This is a genomic window from Pseudoalteromonas atlantica (genome assembly GCA_007988745.1).
GTDB classification, from domain to species: Bacteria; Pseudomonadota; Gammaproteobacteria; order Enterobacterales; family Alteromonadaceae; genus Pseudoalteromonas; species Pseudoalteromonas atlantica.
Genome location: BJUT01000020.1, coordinates 1 through 21,569, shown reverse-complemented (window position 1 = coordinate 21,569; position 21,569 = coordinate 1). Strand labels below are relative to the sequence as shown.

Below are 21,569 nucleotides of genomic sequence, written 5' to 3'. Positions count from 1 at the left end.
GGCTTTAAATAATAGACTGCGATCTTAAATTATACTCGCACTAATGCAAGCACTTATGCTGCGCTATAAAACACGTTAATATACGCGCATTATTGAATTATTTTAACGAGCTATGTTTAAAACACTAACGCAAGGTAAGCACACTATTTTAAGCCACCCAGATTATTTTAACGAGGTTGATTTAAACTGGTTCAATGCAGATTATTGGCAACAGCAAAATAAAATAGTCGGTGCTAAAAAAGGCCGCGCCACAGCCTGGTTTTTTAAACACGATGATTTAACCGCTGTACTTAGGCACTATTGGCGCGGCGGTTTAGTTGGCAAGTTGTTAAGCGATCAGTACCTCTACCCTGGGCTTAAAAACACCCGTGTGTATAAAGAGTTCAGCTTAATGATAAGGCTTATTGAGCTTGGCTTAAATGTACCAAAACCCATTGCCGCCAAGGTAACAACCACAGGCTTAATTTATCGTGGCGATATAATTACAGAGGCTGTAAAAGGGGCTAAAAGCCTGCTCGATATTTTAATTGAACGCCCACTAACAGAAGATGAGCTCAAGCGCATTGCCAATACTGTTGCGCTATTTCACTCAAAAGGTGTGTACCACGCTGATTTGAATATAAATAATATTTTATTTAATGAAACGGGCGAGGTTTATATTATCGACTTTGATCGCGGCGAAATAAAACCACCTAACAAGCAATGGCAACAAAGTAATATGGCACGTTTAGAGCGCTCATTTTTAAAAGAGCAAGGACGTAACAACGCTTTTTATTGGCAAAGTAATGACTGGCAAACTTTATTGGCTATTTATAAAGAGCAATTAACCACACAAAGCTAGGTATTGCTTAGCAACTTGTTCGGCCGTTACCTTTTGTAAAATGTCGGCATTATCTACATTAGGCTTAGTGTTTAAAACCAGCTCAATTTTAGCCGCTAGCTCATCGCTATGCCCTACAGGCGCTAAATATTTAGCCAAGTCGTTTGTTAAAATTTCGCTCGGCCCAAACGTACAGTTAGTACTTACTACAGGCGTGCCAACAGCTAATGCTTCAATTAACACTGTAGGGAGCCCTTCAAAATCAGAGCTTAATACTAATGCCTCAGCCTGCTTAATCCAGTTATACGGGTTTTGCTCAAACCCTGGCACTATAAGTTGTCCCTCAATACCATACGTTTTTGCAAGCTTAAATGCTTTGCTAGGCTTATTACATAAAAGGACTAATTTGTATTTTTTATCAAGCTTTGCAAATGCCGAAAATAAAATATCGTGGCGCTTTTGTTTAGCTAATCGCCCTACATGAATAACATACGGCGATTGTGGAATTTGCGTATTAACCTCATTTGAGAGCCGCTTTATATCCACTAAATTAAAGGGATTATAAATAGTTGTGATGGCGCTTGGGCTAATTAAACGCCCTTGGGTAATTTCTTGCTCTACCCCTTTAGACACGCACACCAAGGATTTTCCATTTAAGTTTTGCTTTGACTTTTTAAGATAGTAATAAGAAAACGGGCCTAACTTTTTTTGCCTAGCTAGCTCTGCATTAACAGAGTTATGCATAACAAAGTGAACATTTTTAATCTGGCTTTTAGCCAATAAGTTATTGCTTCTATCTAAATTGCTAAGCACTAAATCTATGGGGCCAATTTGTTTTTGTTTGTTATTAAACCACGCCTCTAGTTTTGCTACACTTTTGTTTATTTTCCAAAAGCGATCCACTTTAGTGGCTTTATCACTGAATAAACTTTCAACCTTTATGTTCGCAGGGATCGTGTATTCATATTTATTAGCCAACGATAAAATAGTAACGCTATGCGTTTTTACTAGCTGCTGAGCAAGGGTTAGCATCACTTTTTCGGCGCCACCACCCGCTAACGAGTCTATTACAATCACTATATTCATCTATCGGCAACCATCAGCATGCTTTTAACCCCTTGCGTTATTTCTTCATAGCTATGCGCGCTTTCAAGCAAAGAATATTTTTCTAGTAGCTGGTTAAAATGCGGCTCTATTAGTAAAGCGCTGGCTTTATTTATTATGTCTTCAATCTCAAAGTTTGCTTTAATTACCACGCCAGTTGTGGCGCAGCTTGCTAGGCGCTGTGTTTGATCTTTTGATATAGCGCATGCCACAGCAGGCGTTTTAACAGCAACCGCCTGCAATAGCGTGTCGCCAGCACTTAACAATGCAAATTTAGCTTGCTCCATAAGCGACAAAAACTCACTATTTTCTAACGTATCCAAATTTATAACCGTATTTGATACTGGCAACGCTTTATTATAATTAGGGCCAAATACCACCACCGCCTTTAACCCTGTTTGCAATGAAATTTGCTCTGCGGCAGCAAAAAATACATCTGCACAGTTTTGATTATCTAGCACATGACCACCAGAGCCTGCACTCACAATAAAGTAGCCTTGTTCATCAAGCTGATATTTTTTTAACACCTGTTTGGTATCACACGCTGATGAAAATGCTATGTAAGGGCCCACATTTTTAGGCATAGCTAAAGAAAACATATCTATTTTAGCTTTTTCAGCCCAGCTCAGAGGTTCAATGCAGTAATCGGGCTGTACCACCCAATGGCTATCAATTAAGTTGATACGGTTAAGTTTTAAGCCCTTCGCTCGCTTTTTCGCATGCTGAGAAATAAACACCACTTTGGCACCCACTTTTTTTGCAGCTTTCATGTGAGCAGCGCGCCCTGCACAATCAAATATTACAATGTCAGGTTTAAAATCGGCTATAACTTCACACACTTTATCGCGCTCTTTAGTCGCAGAGCGCTCAAGCAAGGTGGTATCATATGGGCAGTTTTTAGCGTAGTTCGTGTGTTTATTTAAAACAAAATGGATGGTAAGTGAACCTAGACATTCACTCTCAAGGCTTTGGGCTAGCAACAACGAGCGCATGTATTCACCTATTCCTTGTGGCGATGATACGGGTATAAATAAAAGTCGTTTGTTGCTCATTGCATTCTCTATTTCCTATTTGCGCAGCAGTATATCAATCCCATTGTTTTTACGATAGCTAGGTTACATTTTTATACACAAATTTAACGCCCTAAAATAGATTATTTACTGCAATAGCCATGTTAGATTGGTAAACTTAGCCGCAATCTTAATCACAAGGATCTGAACTTTGCGAAACAGAATCTTTCTACTTTCTTCTCTTTTTTGCGCTATAAGCGCATCAGTAACAGCAGAGCCCTGGGTAAAGCCAGACGATTACGGTCTACGAGCCGACATTCAACAACTGGCCGATGCCGGTGTTATTTTAGCGCCTGTAACCACCTACCCGCTAATGTGGAAAAGCTTTATTGGCGAGCTAGAATCGAGCAAGCTTGAACTTTTATCTCCCAGCCTGCAAGATGCACTGCTTCGTGTAAAACATCGTTATAAGTCAGAAAACAGTAGCTCGCACAGTGTACAACTCTCAGCGCTTGCCGTATCAGACCCAATTATAGCCACCAGCTTTGGGGCAACCAACACACAAGAATCTGAGCTTTCTGCGGCCTACGCCTACCTTGGCGATAACTTTGCGGCGAAGGTAGCCATTAATTACCGAAACGATGGTAAACAATGCTTAGTTGATGGCAAAACAACCGATGATATAGCCACTAACGAACAAGCACTTGAAGATTGTAACGATACCTCATTTGACGATAGCTACTTAGCCTACCGCTTGGGCAATTGGATTTTTAGAGCCGGTGCCGTAGAGCAGTTTTGGGGCCCAGGTGTTGATAACAGTTTAATTATGTCGGGTAATGCAAAGCCACTGCCGGCACTAAGTGTAACCCGTGAGCAAAGCACAGCGTTTGAAACGCCTTGGTTAAGTTGGCTCGGGCAATGGAGCTTTACCGCGCAAATGGCAAAGTTAGAATCGACCCGTGTTATTCCTGATGCGCTGCTTTGGAGCAGCCGTGTTAACTTTCGCCCGATGCAACAGCTTGAAATTGCTTTAAGTTGGTCTGCGCAGTGGGCCGGTGAAGGCCAACCAAGCTCAGCAGGTGACTTTATTGATGTTATTACTGGGCAAACTAATTGTATTGATGGCAATGAAAATTGTGATAGCTCACTGGAGTCTAAAATTGGTAATCAGCTTGCAGGCATAGATGTGCGTTGGTCTGACACTTTATTTAGTCACCCGTATGCAATCTACGCAAGTACAATTGGCGAAGATGCCAGCTCGCAATTCAAACCAGCCGACAGAGCGTACTTATTTGGCGTACAAACTACGCAGCGCATTTACAATCAAAATGTGCTCGTTAACGTTGAATACATAGATACAGGTGTATCGTGCTCGGCCGAATCAACCAGTGAAAACTGCTACTACGAACACTCCGATTATAAATCGGGCTATCGTTACCACGGCCGCACTATTGGCTCAACCTTTGATAATGATGCACAGTCAGTGGTATTAACACTTTTAGGTCAGCTTTCAAATGGCGATGACTGGCAAGTAAAACTACGTAGTGTAGATTACAACAGCGATAATCTTGACCGTTACCCTAGTAACCCCGATTTAGGTAATACAATTACCAAAACCGGTTATAACTCAAAACAAGTTGAGCTACGCTACAGGCAGCTGGCTATGGGTGGGCGCTTAACGCTGGGCGCTTTTGCATCAAACAACGATGGCGCAGAAAACGACACATCAGCGTTTGCTAAGTACGAATATAATTTTTAAACCGTATATTTAAAAATAGCATTTTAAATGCCAGCTATTTATAACAAAAAAGGGTTGAAAACTGCGTTTTCAACCCTTTTTTATTTAATCAGCAAATATTACTGCTTTATTTTGCTAATCACCTTAGAGGTTGAACAACCATCTAAAAATGTCAGCACTTCTACTTTGCCGCCATGGCGTAGCACATGATCGGCGCCAGCTATTTGCTCTACCGTGTAATCACCACCTTTAACTAAAATATCGGGGCTTATTTGCTCAATTAATTTAGCAGGTGTGTCGTTTTCGTCCGCGCTGCCAAAGGGAATTACCCAATCTACAGAGGCGAGTGCACTTAATACCATTGCGCGCTCATCAAGCGGATTTATAGGGCGCTCAGGGCCTTTTAAACGCGTAATTGAATCATCATTATTTAAACCAACAACGAGTCTATCTCCACGCGCTTTGGCTTGGGCTAAATAGCGTACGTGGCCTGCGTGTAAAATATCAAAACAGCCATTGGTAAACACTATCGTTTCGCCATTTTGTTTAGCAAACTCAATATGTTGCAGCACATCGTCAAACGGAGTTTGGTAGTGCTCGCCATTGGTGTGTAAGTATTGGCCAAGCTTTTGGCTAAGCTCTTCTGGTGAAACCGTTGCCGCCCCCAACTTACTTACTACAATGCCTGCGGCTAAATTAGCAATTTCTACCGCATCTTTAGGCTCCATACCTGCCCCGAGCATCACCGCAAGCGTGGCTATAACAGTATCGCCTGCGCCAGTTACATCACTTACTTCTAGCTGCTGCGCTGCAAAGTCGTGTTTTTCATCAGCGTTAATTAATGACATACCTTGCTCAGAGCGTGTAAGTAGCATGGCTTTAATACCATTTTTACTAATTAGCTCACGCGCGCTTTGTGCTAATATTTCTTCAGAGCCTGTTTTCCCCCCAGCCAAATTAAATTCATGTAAATTAGGGGTAATATAGTCTGCGCCTTCGTATAAGTGTAAGTCGGGCGATTTAGGGTCTATAAGCACGGTTTTACCCGCTGCTTTAGCAACGCTAACCATTTCTTTAATCAAGCTCAGCGAGCCTTTGCTGTAATCAGAAAATACCACAAAGTCGTAATCATCAAGCACCAGCTCTAAACGGTTTAATAACAACTGGCTATGCTGCTCGCTAAAGGTCTCTTCTAAATCTAGGCGCACAAGTTGTTGATGGCGGCTAATTACACGCATTTTAGAAATAGTGGGTAAATCGCATACACTAACAAGCTGTGAATGTATTTTTTCACCCTTTAAAATGGTTTCTAAGATTTGCCCGCTTTCATCTTCACCAATTAAACCAAGTAAGCCCACTTTGGCATCAAGCCTAGCAATGTTTTTTGCAACATTTGCAGCGCCACCCGCTTTATCTTCAAACTTGCTTACTTTAACAACGGGTACTGGGGCCTCAGGCGAAATACGCCCTGTATCGCCATACCAGTATCGGTCTAGCATGACATCGCCGACAACTAAAATACGCGCTTTAGATAAGTTTTTTAATAGCGATAAATCCATTACTGCTGCTCCGCAACAACCATATCAATAGCTTCACATAACCAATGGCCAATAAACATATGTGCCTCTTGGATACGGGCTGTTTCATCATTTTTTATAATAATGGGCAATTTAGCAATGTCTTTTACTTTACCGCCCTCGCGTCCAGTTAAGGCAACCGTAAACGCGCCAATCTTGTTAGCCGCTTCCAGTGCTAAATTAATATTGGCGCTGGTACCTGAGGTTGTTAAACCAATCACTAAATCTTCCGGTTTACATAAAGCCTGAACTTGGCGTTCAAATACCGTATCAAAGTGGTAGTCGTTACTGTGTGCAGTCAGTATTGAGGTATCTGTGGTCAGCGCCATAGAGGCAAGCGGGCCACGCTCTAACTTATAACGCACAACAAATTCGGCAGCTAAATGCTGTGCATCGGCAGCACTTCCGCCGTTGCCAAACCAAATAACCTTACCACCAGCTTGCAATGCACTGTGGCACGCTTCTAATAATTGCATAGACTCTTGATGATAAGCCTCCATCGTTTCAAATAAGGCTTGATGACGGTTTAAACTTTCAACGTAGCTTGTTGCCACAGAATCGATAATTGACATGAAAAATTCCTCTAGGAACTGAAATGGCAGGAAAAAATTAAATCCATTATTCCATAGTTTTATTTAGTTGTGTGTATTTTATGGGAATATAGCTGAACTGAATTATAATTTAGTGCTTCACATGTTCAGAAATTATCACTTTCGCGTTAAACTAGCGCCACTTACCTTAATAAAAGTTCAGTATGGCACGCATTTTTTACTCACTCGCTTTAATTTTAATTAGCCCACTGATTGTATTTTACTTGTATGTACTAAGAGGTGAAAAAAATAAAGGCTACCGCGCGCACTTTAAAGAGCGCTTTGGTTTTATTAGCAAACACTTATTTAATAATAGCGCTAAACCGGTTGTGTTCCACTGCGCTTCTGTAGGTGAGGTCCTTGCTGCAACGCCACTGATTAAAGCACTGCAAAAACAACACCCGCAGCTTAATATACTTATTACTTGCAATACTCCTACCGGGCGTGCGCAAATTAGTGAACAATTTAAAAATAACGTGGCGTGTTGTTATTTACCTATAGACTTTGCAGGTTCGAGCGCTCGATTTTTAAAGCGCGTAAATCCACAAGCACTGTGTATTTTAGAAACTGAACTGTGGCCTAATTTAATGGCAATAAGCCATAAAAAGAATATACCGGTATTAGTGCTTAATGCTCGCCTAAGCGAAAAATCGCAACAGGGGTATCAAAAGGTGGCAGGGTTAACGCATATAATTATGCGTTCAATTTCAGTGCTTGCAAGTCATAATAAAAATGATGCTAAGCGCTTTATTGAACTTGGTTTACCCCCTTCAAAAAGCCATGTTACAGGCTCAATAAAGTTCGACATTACACCAAGCAATGAGCAACTAACTAAAGTAGCAAATCTTAAAGCCGAATATAAAACCAAAGAACGTTTTGTATGGGTGGCAGGCTCCACTCACCCGCTTGAACACGAAATGATATTAAACGCCCATCAGCAGCTATTAAAAAAATACCCTAATGCACTTTTAGTTATAGCACCGCGTCACCCAGAGCAATTTGATAAAGTAGCCGATAAGTTAACTCAAAGCCCACTTAGCTTTAGTCGTCGCAGCAACAATAACTATCAAAACGAGCAGGTACTATTAGCTGATACACTGGGCGAACTTCAGTGTTTATATGGCGCAGCGAATGTAAGTTACATAGGCGGTAGTTTAATTCGCCGAGGTGGGCACAACCCACTTGAAGCTGCTGCTTTTTCGGTTGGTGTTATTACAGGCCCACACACGTATAATTTTGATCATATCTACCCTGAGCTAATTAAACTTAAAGGGGCTGTCGTTGTTGAAAATACCGATGAGCTTGCTAAACAATTAATTAATTTAAGCCAAAACACCAAAGCGTGCCAAAGCTTGGGTATTAAAGCGCAGCAATGTGTAGTAAAAAACCAAGGCGCCATTGAAAAAACATTAACCATTATAAATCAGTATTTAGAGCCAAAAGCATGACTCATCAAGCAATTGCCCAAACCCGCGAGTGGGTATCATCCGTTATTGTAAAATATAATTTTTGCCCATTTGCCCGTAAAGAAGTAGAAAATAACTGTATTCATTATGTGCTTAGCCCTGCAATAAAAATTGATGACGCTGTAATGGACATGCTAGAGCAGTGTGTGCAGCTTGATCAAAACCCAGAGCGCGAAACCACATTAATACTGTTTGATAACGGCTTTAGCGATTTTGAAGACTTTTTAGATTTAGTCGATTTAGCCAATGCCTTACTGGTAGCGCAAGGGTTTGAAGGTAAATACCAAATTGCTAATTTTCATCCCGATTACGTGTTTGCCGACAGCGATGAAGATGATGCGGCAAATTACACTAACCGAGCCCCCTACCCTACACTGCATTTAATTCGCGAACTGAGTATGAGCGAAGCGCTTGATAACTATAACGAGCCTGAATCTATACCAGAGCACAATATAAAGCTTGCAAGGCGCAAAGGATTCGACTTTTGGCAGCAACTTTTAGCAAATATAAAAAAACCGAGCGCCTAAACGCTCGGTTTTTAAGTAATATGTTTAGCTGCTTGTATTACTTTTTAACCCAGTTACCATTCACTTCAATATAGTGGCCACTTTTGGTCTTTTCGATTGTTTTAGCTGCTGCGAGTGCTTCTACTTGTGCCAGCGATAAATCGTTCTTTTTAGCCAACTTTAAATACTGTGCTTTACGTTTAGCGTTAATTTCCTCAACCACGGCTTTTGCCTCGCTGTTTTGTACCACAAGCCCTAAGTAACCTGAGCTATCTTCACCCACTAAGCCTTGGTTTTTAGCATCATCTAAACTAATAGCCCACGCCGAAAACGACAAACATACCGCACTTGCTAGAGTGGCAATACTTAATTTATTTTTTATAGTCATCATTTAGCTCCTAAAATAATTCACTGTCGTCACTGAATAAGTTATCGAGTTCTTTATCAACTTTTACTCGAATTTCGTGATCTACTTTTACATTTAGATTGATCGTTATCGGCTCTTTCGCTGCCACCTCTACTCTGTGGGTACATGCGCTTAAAGCGCTAATAGCAGCAAGTGCAATAACGGCCTTAATGCTCAACAAATTTTTCACCATTAGTTTCCTTTTTTAGAGTATTGCTGCTCAACTTTTTGCGTTATTTCGTCGCTCAGTCTAAGCGCTCTTAGCAACGTAAACACGTTTTCTTCGTGATTATAATTAAAGTTAACTTGTTGCTGCTCTGGCTCATTAAAGCCTTGTAAGTTAACACCTAAGTTTAACCAGCCATCACTTTTAAGCGCTACTGTACTATTAAGTTTTTGTATATCAAGGTTTTTGAGCAACCCAAGCACAGGTTGTAACTCTTGTTGCTGGCGCATAACAGCGTCAAACGCTTCGTTATTACTAATAACAAGCTTCCCTTGGCCTTGATTGGTTAGGCTGCCATTTTTTACCTCAACCCCTGTGTCATCAAAATAAAACGGCAACGACCCTTTTAGCCTACCTGTTAGGGTAATACCCGACTTATCGTCAAGCGTTATTAATTTACTGGCATCAACATTTTCAAACGTAACATTAGCTGTTTGCTGTTGCTTTAAAAGCGTGTATTTATCTAAAGAAAATCTACCACCAAAAATATCGCCTTCAACATCAAAGGCCTGCGCGCTATTATTAATCACTTTAATATTACCCGTGATACTTTTAACTACAGCGCCTGCACGTAATTCATTAAGATTAAAGGTAGTAGGGGCAACATTAAGCTGCCCTGAATCGTAATGCCCACCTAGCTGCATACTAAATTGATTAGCTAAGTAGTCGTTATACAGTGCACTGGTATCAGTCATCGTTAAAGTAAAATTTGCTTTTTGTAAATTCACATCACCACTTATACGCCCACCCAATTTTCCTTGGGTTAGCTGAGCTAACGGTTCAAATTGGCTAACGATTGAATTTAACGAAAGCACACTTTGCTGCGGTATAATCACTTCAAACGGATGCGCTACCTTTGAAACATGGTGATTGGCCACCAGCTCAACACCATTTACAAATACATGATGAGACGCTTTAAGCGCGCGACTTTGCAGCCCAGTTGACGTTACGTTTATAGTATTTAAATCGACATTTGGACTAGTGAGTGTATTTATTTGGGTGCTTGCATTTAAGTGAGCAAATAACTCTCCCACACCTAAGTTTGCCCTTGCACTAAAGGTGTTATTAATACCGGTGAGTTTATATTCGTTGTATTGCACGCTTTTAAGCTTACTTTTAAGCGTTACTTTTGCATCGAGCTTTTCATTCATACTTGCTTCAAGGTTACCTGTGTAGCCGTTAAGAGTGCTGCCATAAGCAGCTGCGCTATCAACGCTTAACTCAATACGTGCGCTACCTTCTGGCTTAAAGTCAATAAGTTGAGTGACTGTAAAGTCCCCCTTGGCTTTAATATTATTAGCCTCAGCCGGTAAAAATTCAGGCAAAGCGGTAAGCGCAATATCGTAATTACCGCTTAATTGAGCGTTTTTAAGCTGCGTATTTAGCGTTATAGCGTCTATTTCATCCGTATGTAGCTGTGCCTTTAGCTGTGTGCGGGCGCTTTGTAACGGTGCAGCAGTATTTATAAACGTATCTGTAAACGTTATATCTATATTTTGCTTGGCTTGCTCTGCGCTTTTGAGCGTTATTAACGGTAAGGTTAGGTTGTTATGTGCAAAGTTAATTGGTTTAGCTAAAGCCCATTGCCAATTAAGTGGAAGCTGCTTTACAGCAAATGACTTGTAGGCACTTTCAGGAATAAGAGATTGGCAGTTATTACTAAGTTTTACATTGTTTTTAAGCTTGCTTGGGTCAAGCTCAAGGTTTTGGCTATTTAAATTATAGGTAGCACTTAGCACACCTTTGGAGCTGTTTGTTATATCGCAGCTTTGTATTTTATAGTCATACTGGGCTTGTAAATCACCAGTAAGGCTTGCCTCTACTCCGTTAAAGCTAAATGCCTGCGCTGCATTAAAGCTAAGTCCACTTAATAACTCATTATCTGTTTTAAGTAGTTGCTTCAATAATCCATCATTAACTTTAAGCTGCCCTTGTACCTTATTATTGTAAAGCGTTGCGCTTGCGTTTAAATCACCATTGACTACAAACTGGTTAAGCGTGGGCTCGGTGATATTTAGCATTAGCGGACGCTTTAAAAGCGCACTGTGTATAGTTAAATGCTCAACTGTAATTGTTGGCCTTTTTTCAGGAAGCGCTAAATCTAAAATTGTGGCAGCAGTGCTTGTTTTACTACCTTGAGGAAATGGATTTACATTAAGTACTGCGTGTTTAACTTTAACATGCTTAGTATTAGCAGTAACACCTGTAAGAGCAAGCTCTTGATTTTGGTAACTTAAACAGGCTTTTTGTACGTGCACATTTAACTTACTCGTAAGCGAAAAATCTAAGCAGCTTAAGGTAACACCTGCTTTTTCAAGTTCAGGCGCTACAGCCCATTGTAATAGTGGCAAACGAAATATATAGCCAAGCAAAACTATACTTAGCAATACAGCACCCATAATTAAACCAATGCGCTTTAACATACTGTCCTTATAAGCTTTTATTCATACCTTACAAACTATCGTAATTTTAAATCTACGCAATCAAAAAAGGCTGCACAGTGCAGCCTTTTTTATTTTACAGCTAGATTATGAATCTAACTTGTATATGTCGTTTTTAACCTACATTTTTACGTGCGTTGCGGAACATACGCATCCATGGGCTATCCTCTTTCCACTCATCTGGGTGCCACGAGTTAGCAACAGCGCGGAATACACGCTCAGGGTGCGGCATCATTACAGTGGCACGGCCATCAGTAGAGGTAATACCGGTAATACCCTCTGGTGAACCATTCGGGTTAGCCGGGTATTGCGTTGTCGGATTACCGTAGTTATCTACAAATTTAACCGCAACAGTGCCGCTTTCAAGCGCAGCTTTAGTGGCAGCATCGTTTGCAAACTCAGCATGGCCTTCACCATGAGATACAGCAATTGGCATACGCGACCCAGCCATTCCATTAAAGAACACAGACGGGTTTTCTTGTATTTCAACTAAACTGAAGCGAGCTTCAAAACGCTCTGACTTATTTGTTACAAAACGTGGCCAATGCTCAGTACCCGGAATTAACTCTTTCAATGTTGATAACATTTGACAACCATTACACACACCTAAGCTAAAGGTGTCTTCACGGTGGAAGAAGCTTTGGAACTGATCGCGTGCCATATCGTTAAACAATATAGACTTAGCCCAGCCTTCACCGGCGCCTAATACGTCACCATAAGAGAAACCACCACATGCCACTAAGCCTTTAAATTGCTCAAGGGTTAAACGCCCTTCGAGGATATCGCTCATGTGTACATCAACAGCGGCAAAACCTGCACGGTTAAACGCAGCAGCCATTTCTAAATGCGAGTTAACGCCTTGCTCACGTAAAATAGCCATTTGCGGCTTAGCGCCCGTTGCAATGTACGGTGCGGCTATATCTTCGTTTAAGTCAAAGTTAAGTTTTACGTTTAAGCCTGGATCTTTTGCATCAAACTTGGCATCAAACTCTTGCTTAGCACAATCAGGGTTATCACGACGTGCTTGCATTTGGTACGTTGTTTCGGCCCAAATAGTACGTAATTCAGTACGAGTATGATTAAGTACAGTTTGCTCACCGCGCTTAAATACAATGCTATCGTCGCTATTAAGCGAGCCAATCACGTGGCTAATTGCAGCTACACCGTGTTGTTCAAACACAGCATTTACGGCATCTAAATCGCTGTTAGCAACTTGAATTACCGCGCCAAGCTCTTCGTTATAAAGGGCTTCTAGGTCTGTCCCGGTTAACCCAGCTAAATCAACAGTCACACCGGTGTGCCCAGCAAATGCCATTTCAGTTACAGTAGTAAATAAACCACCGTCTGAGCGGTCATGATAAGCAAGTAGCTTGCTATCCGCGACAAGTGCTTGCATGGCATTGTAAAAGCCTTTCAGTAGCTCAGGGCTGTCAACATCTGGAGTTACATCGCCAAGCTGCTTGTAAACCTGTGCAAGGCTTGATGCGCCCAGTCGGTTTTTACCCGCGCCTAAGTCAACTAAAATAAGTGATGTATCGCCTTTATCAGTACGTAACTGCGGAGTCACTGTTTTACGCACGTCGTCAACACGGCCAAAAGCAGTAATAATAAGTGATAACGGAGAAGTAACTGATTGCTCAGCACTATCGTCCTCGTTTTTCCATGTCGTTTTCATCGACATAGAATCCTTACCTACAGGGATAGTTAAACCAAGCGCAGGACAAAGCTCTTCGCCCACCGCTTTTACAGCTTCGTAAAGGCCGGCGTCTTCACCAGGGTGACCGGCTGCAGCCATCCAGTTAGCCGATAGCTTAATGTTCTCTAGGCTGCCAATGTTGGCACAGGCAATATTGGTTAGTGACTCTGCCACGGCTAAACGCGCCGATGCACCATAATTTAATAGTGCTGCCGGCGTGCGCTCACCCAGTGACATAGCTTCACCGTGATAAGTGTCGTACGTTGCTGCGGTAACTGCACAGTTAGCCACAGGTACTTGCCAAGGGCCCACCATTTGATCTCGTGCTACTAAACCGGTAACCGAGCGATCGCCAATAGTAATTAAGAATGTTTTTTCTGCAATAGTAGGTAAGCGTAATAAACGCTGAGCAGCCTCAGCTATATCAATCGACTCTGCATCAATTGCCTTACCGGTAACTTGCTTTGAAGTTACATCGCGATGCATTTTAGGTGCTTTACCTAATAATACATCAAGCGGCAAATCAACAGGGCTGTTATCAAAGTGGCTGTCGGCAACAGTTAAGTGGCGCTCTTCTGTGGCTTCACCTATTACTGCGTACTGCGCACGTTCGCGCTTACAAATGGCTTCAAAACGATCAAAGTCTTCAACCGCTACAGCCAGTACATAACGTTCTTGCGATTCGTTACACCAAATTTCGTGTGGGGCCATGCCCGGCTCATCGTTAGGAATATCACGTAGTTGGAATTTACCACCACGGCCACCATCATCTACAAGCTCAGGAAACGCATTCGATAAACCACCGGCGCCTACATCGTGTATAAACGCAATTGGGTTTTCATCCCCTAGTTGCCAACACTTATCGATCACTTCTTGGCAACGGCGTTCCATTTCTGGGTTTTCACGCTGTACAGAAGCAAAATCTAAATCTTCGTTTGATTGGCCCGATGCCATGCTTGACGCTGCACCGCCGCCTAAACCAATGTTCATTGCAGGGCCACCTAGTGCAATAAGTTTTGCACCGACTGGAATATCCCCTTTTTGAACATGATCAGCACGAATATTACCTAAACCACCTGCAAGCATAATAGGCTTGTGGTAACCACGCACCTCTTCACCATTGTGACTTGTTACTTTTTCTTCGTAGGTACGGAAGTAACCTAATAAGTTAGGACGTCCAAACTCATTATTAAATGCCGCGCCACCTAAAGGGCCGTCCATCATAATATCAAGCGCATTTACGATACGATTAGGCTTACCAAAGTCGCTTTCCCACGGTTGCTCGTAACCCGGAATACGTAAGTTAGAAACAGTAAAACCAACTAAACCCGCTTTTGGCTTAGAGCCGCGGCCTGTTGCGCCTTCATCGCGAATTTCACCACCTGAGCCTGTAGCCGCACCAGAAAATGGGGCTATAGCTGTTGGGTGGTTATGGGTTTCTACCTTCATTAAAATTTCTATGTCTTCTTGATGATACGCATATTCACCTTGCGCATTCGGGAAGAAACGACCCGCTTTTGAGCCCTTCATTACTGCTGCGTTATCTTTGTACGCCGACAGCACATTTTCAGGATTGTGCTCAAATGTATTTTTGATCATTTTAAACAGCGATTTAGGCTGCTCAATACCATCGATTGTCCAATCAGCATTAAATATTTTATGACGACAATGCTCAGAGTTTGCTTGCGCAAACATAAATAACTCTATGTCGTTAGGGTTACGGCCTAACTTTTTAAAGTTTTCTACTAAATAGTCTATTTCGTCATCAGCAAGCGCAAAACCTTGTTCAACGTTTGCCGCAGCCAATGCTTCGCGCCCGCCACCTAAAATGTCAACTGATGACATTTCGCGAGGTGAGTCATTGCGGAATAACTGCGCTGCAGAAGCAAGTTCGCTATGCGTTGCCTCGGTCATACGGTCGTGTAATAACGCCGTTACTTGAGCAAGCTGCTCTGCACTTAGTTCACCTTCTACGTAATAAGCAATACCACGCTCAACACGGTGAACCTGTTTAAGGCCACAGTTATGCGCTATGTCAGTTGCTTTAGATGCCCATGGTGAAATGGTGCCAGGGCGAGGGGTAACTAAAATAAGTGTGCCAGCTGGGGTATGCTCGGCAATAGTTGGACCGTAAGTAAGTAGTTTTTCAAGCTTAGTTTGCTCATCAACACTCAAAGGCGAGGTTAAATCGGCAAAATGTGCATACTCGGCATATACATTGGTGACTGGAAGTTGCGATAGTTTGCAACGCGCTAAAATTTTATTAACTCTGAACTCTGAAAGTGCTGGTGCACCACGAAGGATCAACATAGATAATTTCATCCGGGGTTAGGGATTGAACGATATTTTAGGCGGGCATTATAGTCTATGTAGCACCGAGTTTTAACTCCAAATTGCGCTTTTCAGAAAATTAACTTTTTATTTATATAAACACCAGCAAAATTACCAATAAAAGCTAAACGCTAAGTGACGCCATAGTGAAGTTTTGGTATAACGGGGTATGAGCTTTATGGGGCGGTTAATGTTGAAAGAAAAGCTAATAATTATCATCACTTTAGTTATGTTGTTGTGTGCGTGTAATATGCAGGAGCAACAAACTCAACTTGCCCAAATTAAAGCACAAAACAAAATACGTGTAGGTACCCTTGCCAGTGCCAGCAACTACTACCAAGCCGTGCAAGGCGAGCAAGGTTTTGAATACGAGCTATCTCAAGCTTTTGCCGACTACCTAGGTGTTGAACTAGAAATAGTTCCGTTTTTTAATTTATCAGATATGTTTGAGCGCCTTGAAAGTGGTGATTTAGACTTAATAGCCTCAGGACTTACCTACAACAAAGTACGTGCACAGCAATATCGCTATGGCCCCACTTACAGAACAATTAGCCAAAAGTTGGTTTATAAACAAGGTCGAGTTCGCCCACGTGAATTTGACGACCTTGATGGAAACTTTACAGTTATAGCCAAAAGTAGCCACTCTTTAACCTTACAAAAAATAAAAAAGAGTAACCCAGATTTAACTTGGCAAGAAACCGAAGAACTCGATGAAGAGGAGCTTTTACAAGCAGTTATCGATGGCGAAATAGATTACACCCTCGCCGACTCACACACGCTTTCGCTGTTTAGACGTTACCACCCAAATTTAAGTATTGGCTTTTCAGTTACCCGAAATGACCCCATAGCTTGGATCCTTAATAAATCAAAAGATGATTCGCTTTATGCACTGCTAGTGCCCTTTTTTGGTGACGTAAAACAAAGTAACCAGCTGTATGTGCTCGAAGAAAAGTACTTTGGGCACGTACGCCAGTTTAACTACGTTAATACGCTTGCGTACATTGAAGCTATAAAAGAAACGCTACCCACTTACAGGCCTTGGTTTGAGCAATATGCAGGTAGCCTTGACTGGCGCTTACTTGCTGCGCTTAGCTACCAAGAATCTATGTGGAACCCTCGCGCTAAATCGCCTACAGGTGTAAGAGGCATTATGATGCTGACACGCAGTACCGCTAAACAGGTGGGCGTAACAAATAGGTTAGAGCCAGAGCAAAACATCCGTGGCGGAGCTAAATACTTAGCTAAGCTCGTTAAACGCATCCCCGACAGAATCCCGCAGCCCGATAGAACTTGGCTTGCACTGGCAGCCTATAATGTAGGTTGGGGGCACGTTAACGACGCGCGCATTATTACCGAACAACAAGGGGCGAGCCCTGATAAATGGGCCGATGTAAAAAAGCGCTTACCACTTTTAATCAAAAAACGTTATTACCGTAAAACCCGTTACGGCTATGCACGTGGCGATGTTGCGGTAAAATATGTTGATAACATTCGCAGGTATTACGATGCACTTGTATGGCTTGATGAAAATAATGCCCTAGCGCCAGAGCCAAAACCTGAATCAGAACCTGAAGCACCTAAAGTTGAAAAAGCAGCTCAACCAAGCAAAGAGCCTATAAACAACGATAAAACCGAACCTACCCCTTCGCCTTCACCTGAAGAAAAAAGTAAGCAAGGTGAAAATAACACGCAGCAGTCTCAGTAAAGCGTTTATATTTACGTTTTTAAATGGGCTATTCAGGCCTGTGAAACATTAAAATGTGGGCATTAAACGATTCTTTCCTCGTTTTAACAGGCGCTAATTTCCCCTTCAGGCCTAACCACTCTAGTAACTAAATTAAAAATCTGTTTACTTGTCATGAAATGATCACTAATGTGTGTTTATAGTATATTTACCTGATTTTTAATATATATCTTGTGCCTTTCTCACTCTCACGCATTAGGAGAACACATGCTAAAACGTAGACGCACGCAAAAACTAAAACGCAATATTATTCATTCAACAGCCACCAGACGTCGTATTATGCTACGTAACTTACATAAAAAAATTATTTGGCGTCGTCGCATGTTTGCGATGCAGCAAATGATAGAAGTAGATTCAGATAAGGCTAACTAGTCACTAATTTGACGAGCTGCTTTTTTAGCCGCTTTAATTTGTTCTCGGCGTTGTTTAAAAAACGCCGAAATAGTACTACCACAGGTTTGACCAAGCACCCCACCTAACACCTCTACCTGATGGTTCAGCCTCGGCTCTTGCAATAAGTTCATAATCGACCCAGCCGAGCCTGTTTTAGCATCAGGCGCACCGTACACAAGGCGCTTTATTCTGCTATGCACTAACAGCCCCGCACACATAGAGCATGGCTCTAACGTAACGTACAAAGTGCAATCAATTAAACGGTAATTATTTAAAGCTCTCCCTCCTTCACGCACTGCAATCATTTCGGCGTGCGCAGAGGGGTCATTATCAGTAATTGAACGATTATAACCCGCTGCAATAAGCGTGTTATCTTTCACAAGGACAGCTCCTACCGGAATTTCGCCCAATTGCTGCGCCTTATTGGCATAAACTAATGCCTGCTCCATCCAATACTCATCGCTTTTTAGATCGTTCATAGTGCTTACTTTAAATAAATTTTCTTTCGGTATTATATCAACTTGCCTGTTTAAAATGCGTAATTGATTAAATTATTGCAAAAATAAAACAAAATAATGTGGTTTATCGTGGCTCATAGAGTGTGATTTACGCTATAATCTCACGCTTTTTTTATTTAGCTCACAACACAGGTAGCAAATGAAATTTCCTGGACGCCGCAGACATAAACATTATTTTCCAGTGGAAGCTAAAGATCCACTTACTAATCAGCTAAACGCAACTGAGCGATTACAACGTAGCTACATTACGGGTATCGATCAGATCGTTGTTGATATTGAGGCCAAAGTCGATCAGGCTTTTTTAGACGAGTTTCAACTTCGCCGAGGAATGTCGCAAGTTATTGATAGCGATATTACTAACGCACTTTACGACCGTTTAAAACTAAACGACATGGTTGATTACGAATTTGCCGGTGGCACCATTGGTAACACAATGCATAACTACTCTGTACTAGCAGATGACCGTTCAGTATTGCTCGGTGTTATGAGTGAAAACATAAAAATTGGCAGCTATGCCTACCGCTTTTTATGTAACACATCAAGCCGCGTTGATTTAGACTATTTACAACCAGTAGATGGCCCTATTGGCCGTTGTTTTACCTTAATTGATGAAACAGGCGAGCGTACATTCGCAATTAGCGCCGGTTTAATGAATCACTTAAAGCCTGAGTCTATCGATAAACACTTAATTGAGCAGTCATCAGCACTTGTGATCAGCGCCTACCTAATGCGTACACAGGGTGATGAAACAATGACTGAAGCAACCATGCAAGCAGTTAAATACGCTAACGATGCAGGTGTACCGGTAGTTTTAACACTCGGCACTAAGTTTTTAATTGAGCAAGATCCAACCTGGTGGGCTAACTTTGTAAACGAGCATGTCGATATACTTGCCATGAACGAAGAAGAAGGGCTAGCAATTACTGGCTTTGAAGACCCATTATTAGCCGCAGACAAAGCACTTGACTGGGTAGACTTAGTTATTTGTACCGCTGGCGAAAAAGGCTTATTTATGGCCGGTTACGTTGATGAGAGCTTTAAACGTGCAACCGAGTACCCACTATTACCAGGTGCCATTGCCGATTTTAATCGCTATGAATTTTCTCGTGCAATGAAAAAATCCGATTGCGAAAACCCGATAAAAGCGTATAGCCATACGGCGCCATTCATGGGTGGGCCTGATTCAATCAAAAACACCAATGGTGCTGGCGATTGTGCGTTGGCTGCCGTGTTACACGATTTATCAGCAAACGTTTATCATAAGTTAAATGTCGCTAACTCAGCAAAACACGAACAAAAGGCCATTACCTACTCTTCTCTTGCACAAATTAGTAAGTACGCTAACCGCGCAAGTTACGAGGTATTAGTACAGCACTCTCCACGTTTATCACGTGGGCTGCCAGAGCGCGAAGACTGCCTTGAGCAAGTGTACTGGGACCAATAAATAGGGAGCTTTACGTGCTCCCTATTGCGGTATTTTAGAAAATCGAAATATCGAGCTTTTTAGATAGCAGCTCTAATGCTGCTATCCCCGCCACCGAGTTACCAAATTCATTAAGCCCTGGTGAATATACTGCCACTGTAAACTTACCCGGTAATACCGCTAATATAGTGCCTGACACACCCGATTTACCCGGCATTCCCACTCTGTAGCCAAAGTCACCTGCCGCATCATATAAGCCGCTGGTGAATAAAATCGAATTTAATTGTTTATTCTGGCGACTACTCAAAACTCGCTTACCCGAGCTGTAATCAACCCCTTTATTCGCTAAAAAGTTATACGCTCTAGCTAGCTCAATACAGTTAAGCTCAATCGCACAAAAATTGAAGTAAGACCAAAGTACGTCATCGACGTCATTCTCAAAATTACCAAACGACTTCATTAAATGCGCCATTGCCGCATTTCTATGCCTAAACTCGTACTCAGAATTGGCCACTTTTTTATCAATCACTATTGCACTATTACCTGCAAGTAGCCTAAACGTTTCAAGCATTGAGTGGCGAGGTGCTGATAACCGACTGTACAAAGCATCGCACGTCACAATCGCGCCAGCATTAATGAAAGGGTTACGTGGTACGCCTTTTTCAAACTCTAACTGCGTAAGAGAATTAAACGCGGTACCAGAGGGCTCTTTGCCTACCCGATGCCATAGTTCATCGCCATAGCGCTGTAGCGCCATTGTGAGTGTCATTACTTTAGAAACTGACTGAATAGTAAAACGTTTTGAGCAATCACCCGCACAAATGGTTTCGCCATCAGTGGTATAAATAGCAATAGAAAACTGCTCGCTAGAAACCTCAGCAAGTGCAGGTATATAGTCCGCAACTTTACCTTGTGATAACAAAGGGCGCACTTCGTGTGCTATTTCATCTAGTACAGTTTGGTAGTCAGCAGTGGGCAATTGACACCTCTATTTTGGCATTTATAAAAATTTGATTTTAACACGCACAACTTCTGCACGCCTAGCTATGTTACATGAATAAAATAGCAGATAAGCATGAACTTAATGTTTATTTTCAAAGTGATATTTTCTATATCAAAGTAATACCAATCCGCAATAAGCCTTAATCATTTTGCGAGGCTATAAAAAACTGATTACACTCAGCACGATGTGCGCCGTGACTTTGCTTCAGGAGCTTAGCGTTATATAGGGATATGAATGTTATGGCTCAAAGAATTTACAAGGGCGGGCATTACAGAGACTGAGTTAGTATGAGATCTTGGCTTTTTATTAAGCCCCAGACAGCAAAAAACCCGTTACATCGCTGTAACGGGTTTCTTTAATTTGAATCCTGGTAATGTCGTAGTGCCCACAGCGATGGAGAGTCAAATAGCAAATACTACACTATCATTGGCCGGGGCTCGCCTTCGAGCTGTTTTGTTTAACTACTGAGTTTGGCATGGGCTCTTGGTTATTTACTAAACCCCAGACAGTAAAAAACCCGTTACACCGCTGTAACGGGTTTCTTTAATTTGAATCCTGGTAATGTCATAGTGCCCAC

At 41.9% G+C, this 21,569-nt stretch carries 17 protein-coding genes; 7 read left to right on the top strand and 10 right to left on the bottom strand.

Going from position 1 to position 21,569, the window contains the following annotated elements; translation table 11 throughout:
* The first annotated feature begins 112 nt into the window (after window positions 1-112).
* Window positions 113-841, top strand: coding sequence for a 3-deoxy-D-manno-octulosonic acid kinase (locus PAT01_RS10190; RefSeq protein ID WP_054983157.1), 729 nt, complete (start codon window positions 113-115; stop codon window positions 839-841).
* Here PAT01_RS10190 and PAT01_RS10185 read toward each other — a convergent pair.
* A complete protein-coding gene (locus PAT01_RS10185; RefSeq protein WP_054983156.1) occupies window positions 824-1,906 on the bottom strand; it encodes a glycosyltransferase in 1,083 nt (360 codons plus the stop codon). The two genes, PAT01_RS10190 and PAT01_RS10185, sit on opposite strands and share 18 nt — an antisense overlap.
* Window positions 1,903-2,976, bottom strand: coding sequence for a glycosyltransferase family 1 protein (locus PAT01_RS10180; protein WP_138578375.1), 1,074 nt, complete (start codon window positions 2,974-2,976; stop codon window positions 1,903-1,905). The genes PAT01_RS10185 and PAT01_RS10180 overlap by 4 nt, the downstream gene beginning before the upstream one ends.
* A 169-nt stretch (window positions 2,977-3,145) precedes the next feature.
* On the opposite strand from PAT01_RS10180, the gene PAT01_RS10175 reads away from it, so the two are divergent.
* The gene (locus tag PAT01_RS10175) at window positions 3,146-4,693 is read left to right on the top strand and encodes a capsule assembly Wzi family protein (protein ID WP_138578378.1); all 1,548 of its coding nucleotides are present in this window, start codon (window positions 3,146-3,148) and stop codon (window positions 4,691-4,693) included.
* Between the two features lie 98 nt (window positions 4,694-4,791).
* Here PAT01_RS10175 and hldE read toward each other — a convergent pair whose 3' ends face one another.
* Complete coding sequence (gene hldE, locus PAT01_RS10170) at window positions 4,792-6,231, bottom strand: bifunctional D-glycero-beta-D-manno-heptose-7-phosphate kinase/D-glycero-beta-D-manno-heptose 1-phosphate adenylyltransferase HldE (RefSeq protein ID WP_029773562.1); 1,440 nt, start codon at window positions 6,229-6,231, stop codon at window positions 4,792-4,794.
* On the bottom strand, window positions 6,231-6,821 hold the full coding sequence (locus tag PAT01_RS10165; protein ID WP_004588568.1) for a D-sedoheptulose-7-phosphate isomerase: 591 nt from the start codon (window positions 6,819-6,821) through the stop codon (window positions 6,231-6,233). The genes hldE and PAT01_RS10165 overlap by 1 nt, the downstream gene beginning before the upstream one ends.
* Before the next feature lie 182 nt (window positions 6,822-7,003).
* On the opposite strand from PAT01_RS10165, the gene waaA reads away from it, so the two are divergent.
* Together waaA and PAT01_RS10155 are read left to right on the top strand one after the other, a co-directional pair.
* Window positions 7,004-8,287 (top strand): lipid IV(A) 3-deoxy-D-manno-octulosonic acid transferase, encoded by a 1,284-nt coding sequence (gene waaA, locus PAT01_RS10160; RefSeq protein ID WP_138578380.1) that lies wholly within the window; start codon window positions 7,004-7,006, stop codon window positions 8,285-8,287.
* Window positions 8,284-8,832, top strand: a complete 549-nt coding sequence (locus tag PAT01_RS10155) for a DUF1415 domain-containing protein (RefSeq protein ID WP_096042157.1) — start codon at window positions 8,284-8,286, stop codon at window positions 8,830-8,832. Before waaA ends, PAT01_RS10155 begins: the two co-directional genes overlap by 4 nt.
* Window positions 8,833-8,869: 37 nt before the next feature.
* Here the strand turns inward: PAT01_RS10155 and PAT01_RS10150 are convergent, their stop codons facing one another.
* The 4 genes from PAT01_RS10150 to purL form a co-directional block, all read right to left on the bottom strand.
* The gene (locus PAT01_RS10150) at window positions 8,870-9,199 is read right to left on the bottom strand and encodes a YdbL family probable chaperone protein (protein WP_055252911.1); all 330 of its coding nucleotides are present in this window, start codon (window positions 9,197-9,199) and stop codon (window positions 8,870-8,872) included.
* Between the two features lie 10 nt (window positions 9,200-9,209).
* Entirely contained in the window at window positions 9,210-9,410 is a 201-nt protein-coding gene (locus PAT01_RS10145; RefSeq protein ID WP_138578382.1) for a YnbE family lipoprotein, read from the bottom strand.
* Window positions 9,410-11,866 carry an intermembrane phospholipid transport YdbH family protein gene (locus tag PAT01_RS10140; RefSeq protein WP_154945417.1) on the bottom strand — a complete coding sequence of 819 codons (2,457 nt, stop codon included), beginning with the start codon at window positions 11,864-11,866 and terminating at the stop codon, window positions 9,410-9,412. The genes PAT01_RS10145 and PAT01_RS10140 overlap by 1 nt, the downstream gene beginning before the upstream one ends.
* 133 nt (window positions 11,867-11,999) lie before the next feature.
* Complete coding sequence (gene purL, locus PAT01_RS10135; RefSeq protein WP_154945416.1) at window positions 12,000-15,890, bottom strand: phosphoribosylformylglycinamidine synthase; 3,891 nt, start codon at window positions 15,888-15,890, stop codon at window positions 12,000-12,002.
* Between the two features lie 211 nt (window positions 15,891-16,101).
* On the opposite strand from purL, the gene mltF reads away from it, so the two are divergent.
* Window positions 16,102-17,616, top strand: a complete 1,515-nt coding sequence (gene mltF, locus PAT01_RS10130; protein ID WP_138578388.1) for a membrane-bound lytic murein transglycosylase MltF — start codon at window positions 16,102-16,104, stop codon at window positions 17,614-17,616.
* Between the two features lie 246 nt (window positions 17,617-17,862).
* Window positions 17,863-18,027: a hypothetical protein gene (locus PAT01_RS20080; protein WP_004588576.1), complete on the top strand. Its 165-nt coding sequence runs from the start codon at window positions 17,863-17,865 to the stop codon at window positions 18,025-18,027.
* Here PAT01_RS20080 and tadA read toward each other — a convergent pair.
* The gene (gene tadA, locus PAT01_RS10125; RefSeq protein ID WP_004588577.1) at window positions 18,024-18,527 is read right to left on the bottom strand and encodes a tRNA adenosine(34) deaminase TadA; all 504 of its coding nucleotides are present in this window, start codon (window positions 18,525-18,527) and stop codon (window positions 18,024-18,026) included. The genes PAT01_RS20080 and tadA overlap by 4 nt on opposite strands.
* A 178-nt stretch (window positions 18,528-18,705) precedes the next feature.
* Here tadA and PAT01_RS10120 point away from each other — a divergent pair, with 178 nt between their 5' ends.
* Window positions 18,706-20,010, top strand: coding sequence for an inosine/guanosine kinase (locus PAT01_RS10120; RefSeq protein WP_004588578.1), 1,305 nt, complete (start codon window positions 18,706-18,708; stop codon window positions 20,008-20,010).
* Between the two features lie 34 nt (window positions 20,011-20,044).
* Here PAT01_RS10120 and glsB read toward each other — a convergent pair whose 3' ends face one another.
* On the bottom strand, window positions 20,045-20,968 hold the full coding sequence (glsB, locus tag PAT01_RS10115) for a glutaminase B (RefSeq protein ID WP_004588579.1): 924 nt from the start codon (window positions 20,966-20,968) through the stop codon (window positions 20,045-20,047).
* Window positions 20,969-21,569 lie beyond the last annotated feature (601 nt).

Coding starts and splice junctions, on each gene's coding strand:
- PAT01_RS10190 (WP_054983157.1), top strand. CDS start 113: ATGTTTAAAACACTAACGCAAGGTAAGCACACTATTTTAAGCCACCCA.
- PAT01_RS10185 (WP_054983156.1), bottom strand. CDS start 1,906: ATGAATATAGTGATTGTAATAGACTCGTTAGCGGGTGGTGGCGCCGAA.
- PAT01_RS10180 (WP_138578375.1), bottom strand. CDS start 2,976: ATGAGCAACAAACGACTTTTATTTATACCCGTATCATCGCCACAAGGA.
- hldE (WP_029773562.1), bottom strand. CDS start 6,231: ATGGATTTATCGCTATTAAAAAACTTATCTAAAGCGCGTATTTTAGTT.
- PAT01_RS10165 (WP_004588568.1), bottom strand. CDS start 6,821: ATGTCAATTATCGATTCTGTGGCAACAAGCTACGTTGAAAGTTTAAAC.
- waaA (WP_138578380.1), top strand. CDS start 7,004: ATGGCACGCATTTTTTACTCACTCGCTTTAATTTTAATTAGCCCACTG.
- PAT01_RS10155 (WP_096042157.1), top strand. CDS start 8,284: ATGACTCATCAAGCAATTGCCCAAACCCGCGAGTGGGTATCATCCGTT.
- PAT01_RS10150 (WP_055252911.1), bottom strand. CDS start 9,199: ATGACTATAAAAAATAAATTAAGTATTGCCACTCTAGCAAGTGCGGTA.
- PAT01_RS10145 (WP_138578382.1), bottom strand. CDS start 9,410: ATGGTGAAAAATTTGTTGAGCATTAAGGCCGTTATTGCACTTGCTGCT.
- PAT01_RS10140 (WP_154945417.1), bottom strand. CDS start 11,866: ATGTTAAAGCGCATTGGTTTAATTATGGGTGCTGTATTGCTAAGTATA.
- purL (WP_154945416.1), bottom strand. CDS start 15,890: ATGTTGATCCTTCGTGGTGCACCAGCACTTTCAGAGTTCAGAGTTAAT.
- mltF (WP_138578388.1), top strand. CDS start 16,102: ATGTTGAAAGAAAAGCTAATAATTATCATCACTTTAGTTATGTTGTTG.
- PAT01_RS20080 (WP_004588576.1), top strand. CDS start 17,863: ATGCTAAAACGTAGACGCACGCAAAAACTAAAACGCAATATTATTCAT.
- tadA (WP_004588577.1), bottom strand. CDS start 18,527: ATGAACGATCTAAAAAGCGATGAGTATTGGATGGAGCAGGCATTAGTT.
- PAT01_RS10120 (WP_004588578.1), top strand. CDS start 18,706: ATGAAATTTCCTGGACGCCGCAGACATAAACATTATTTTCCAGTGGAA.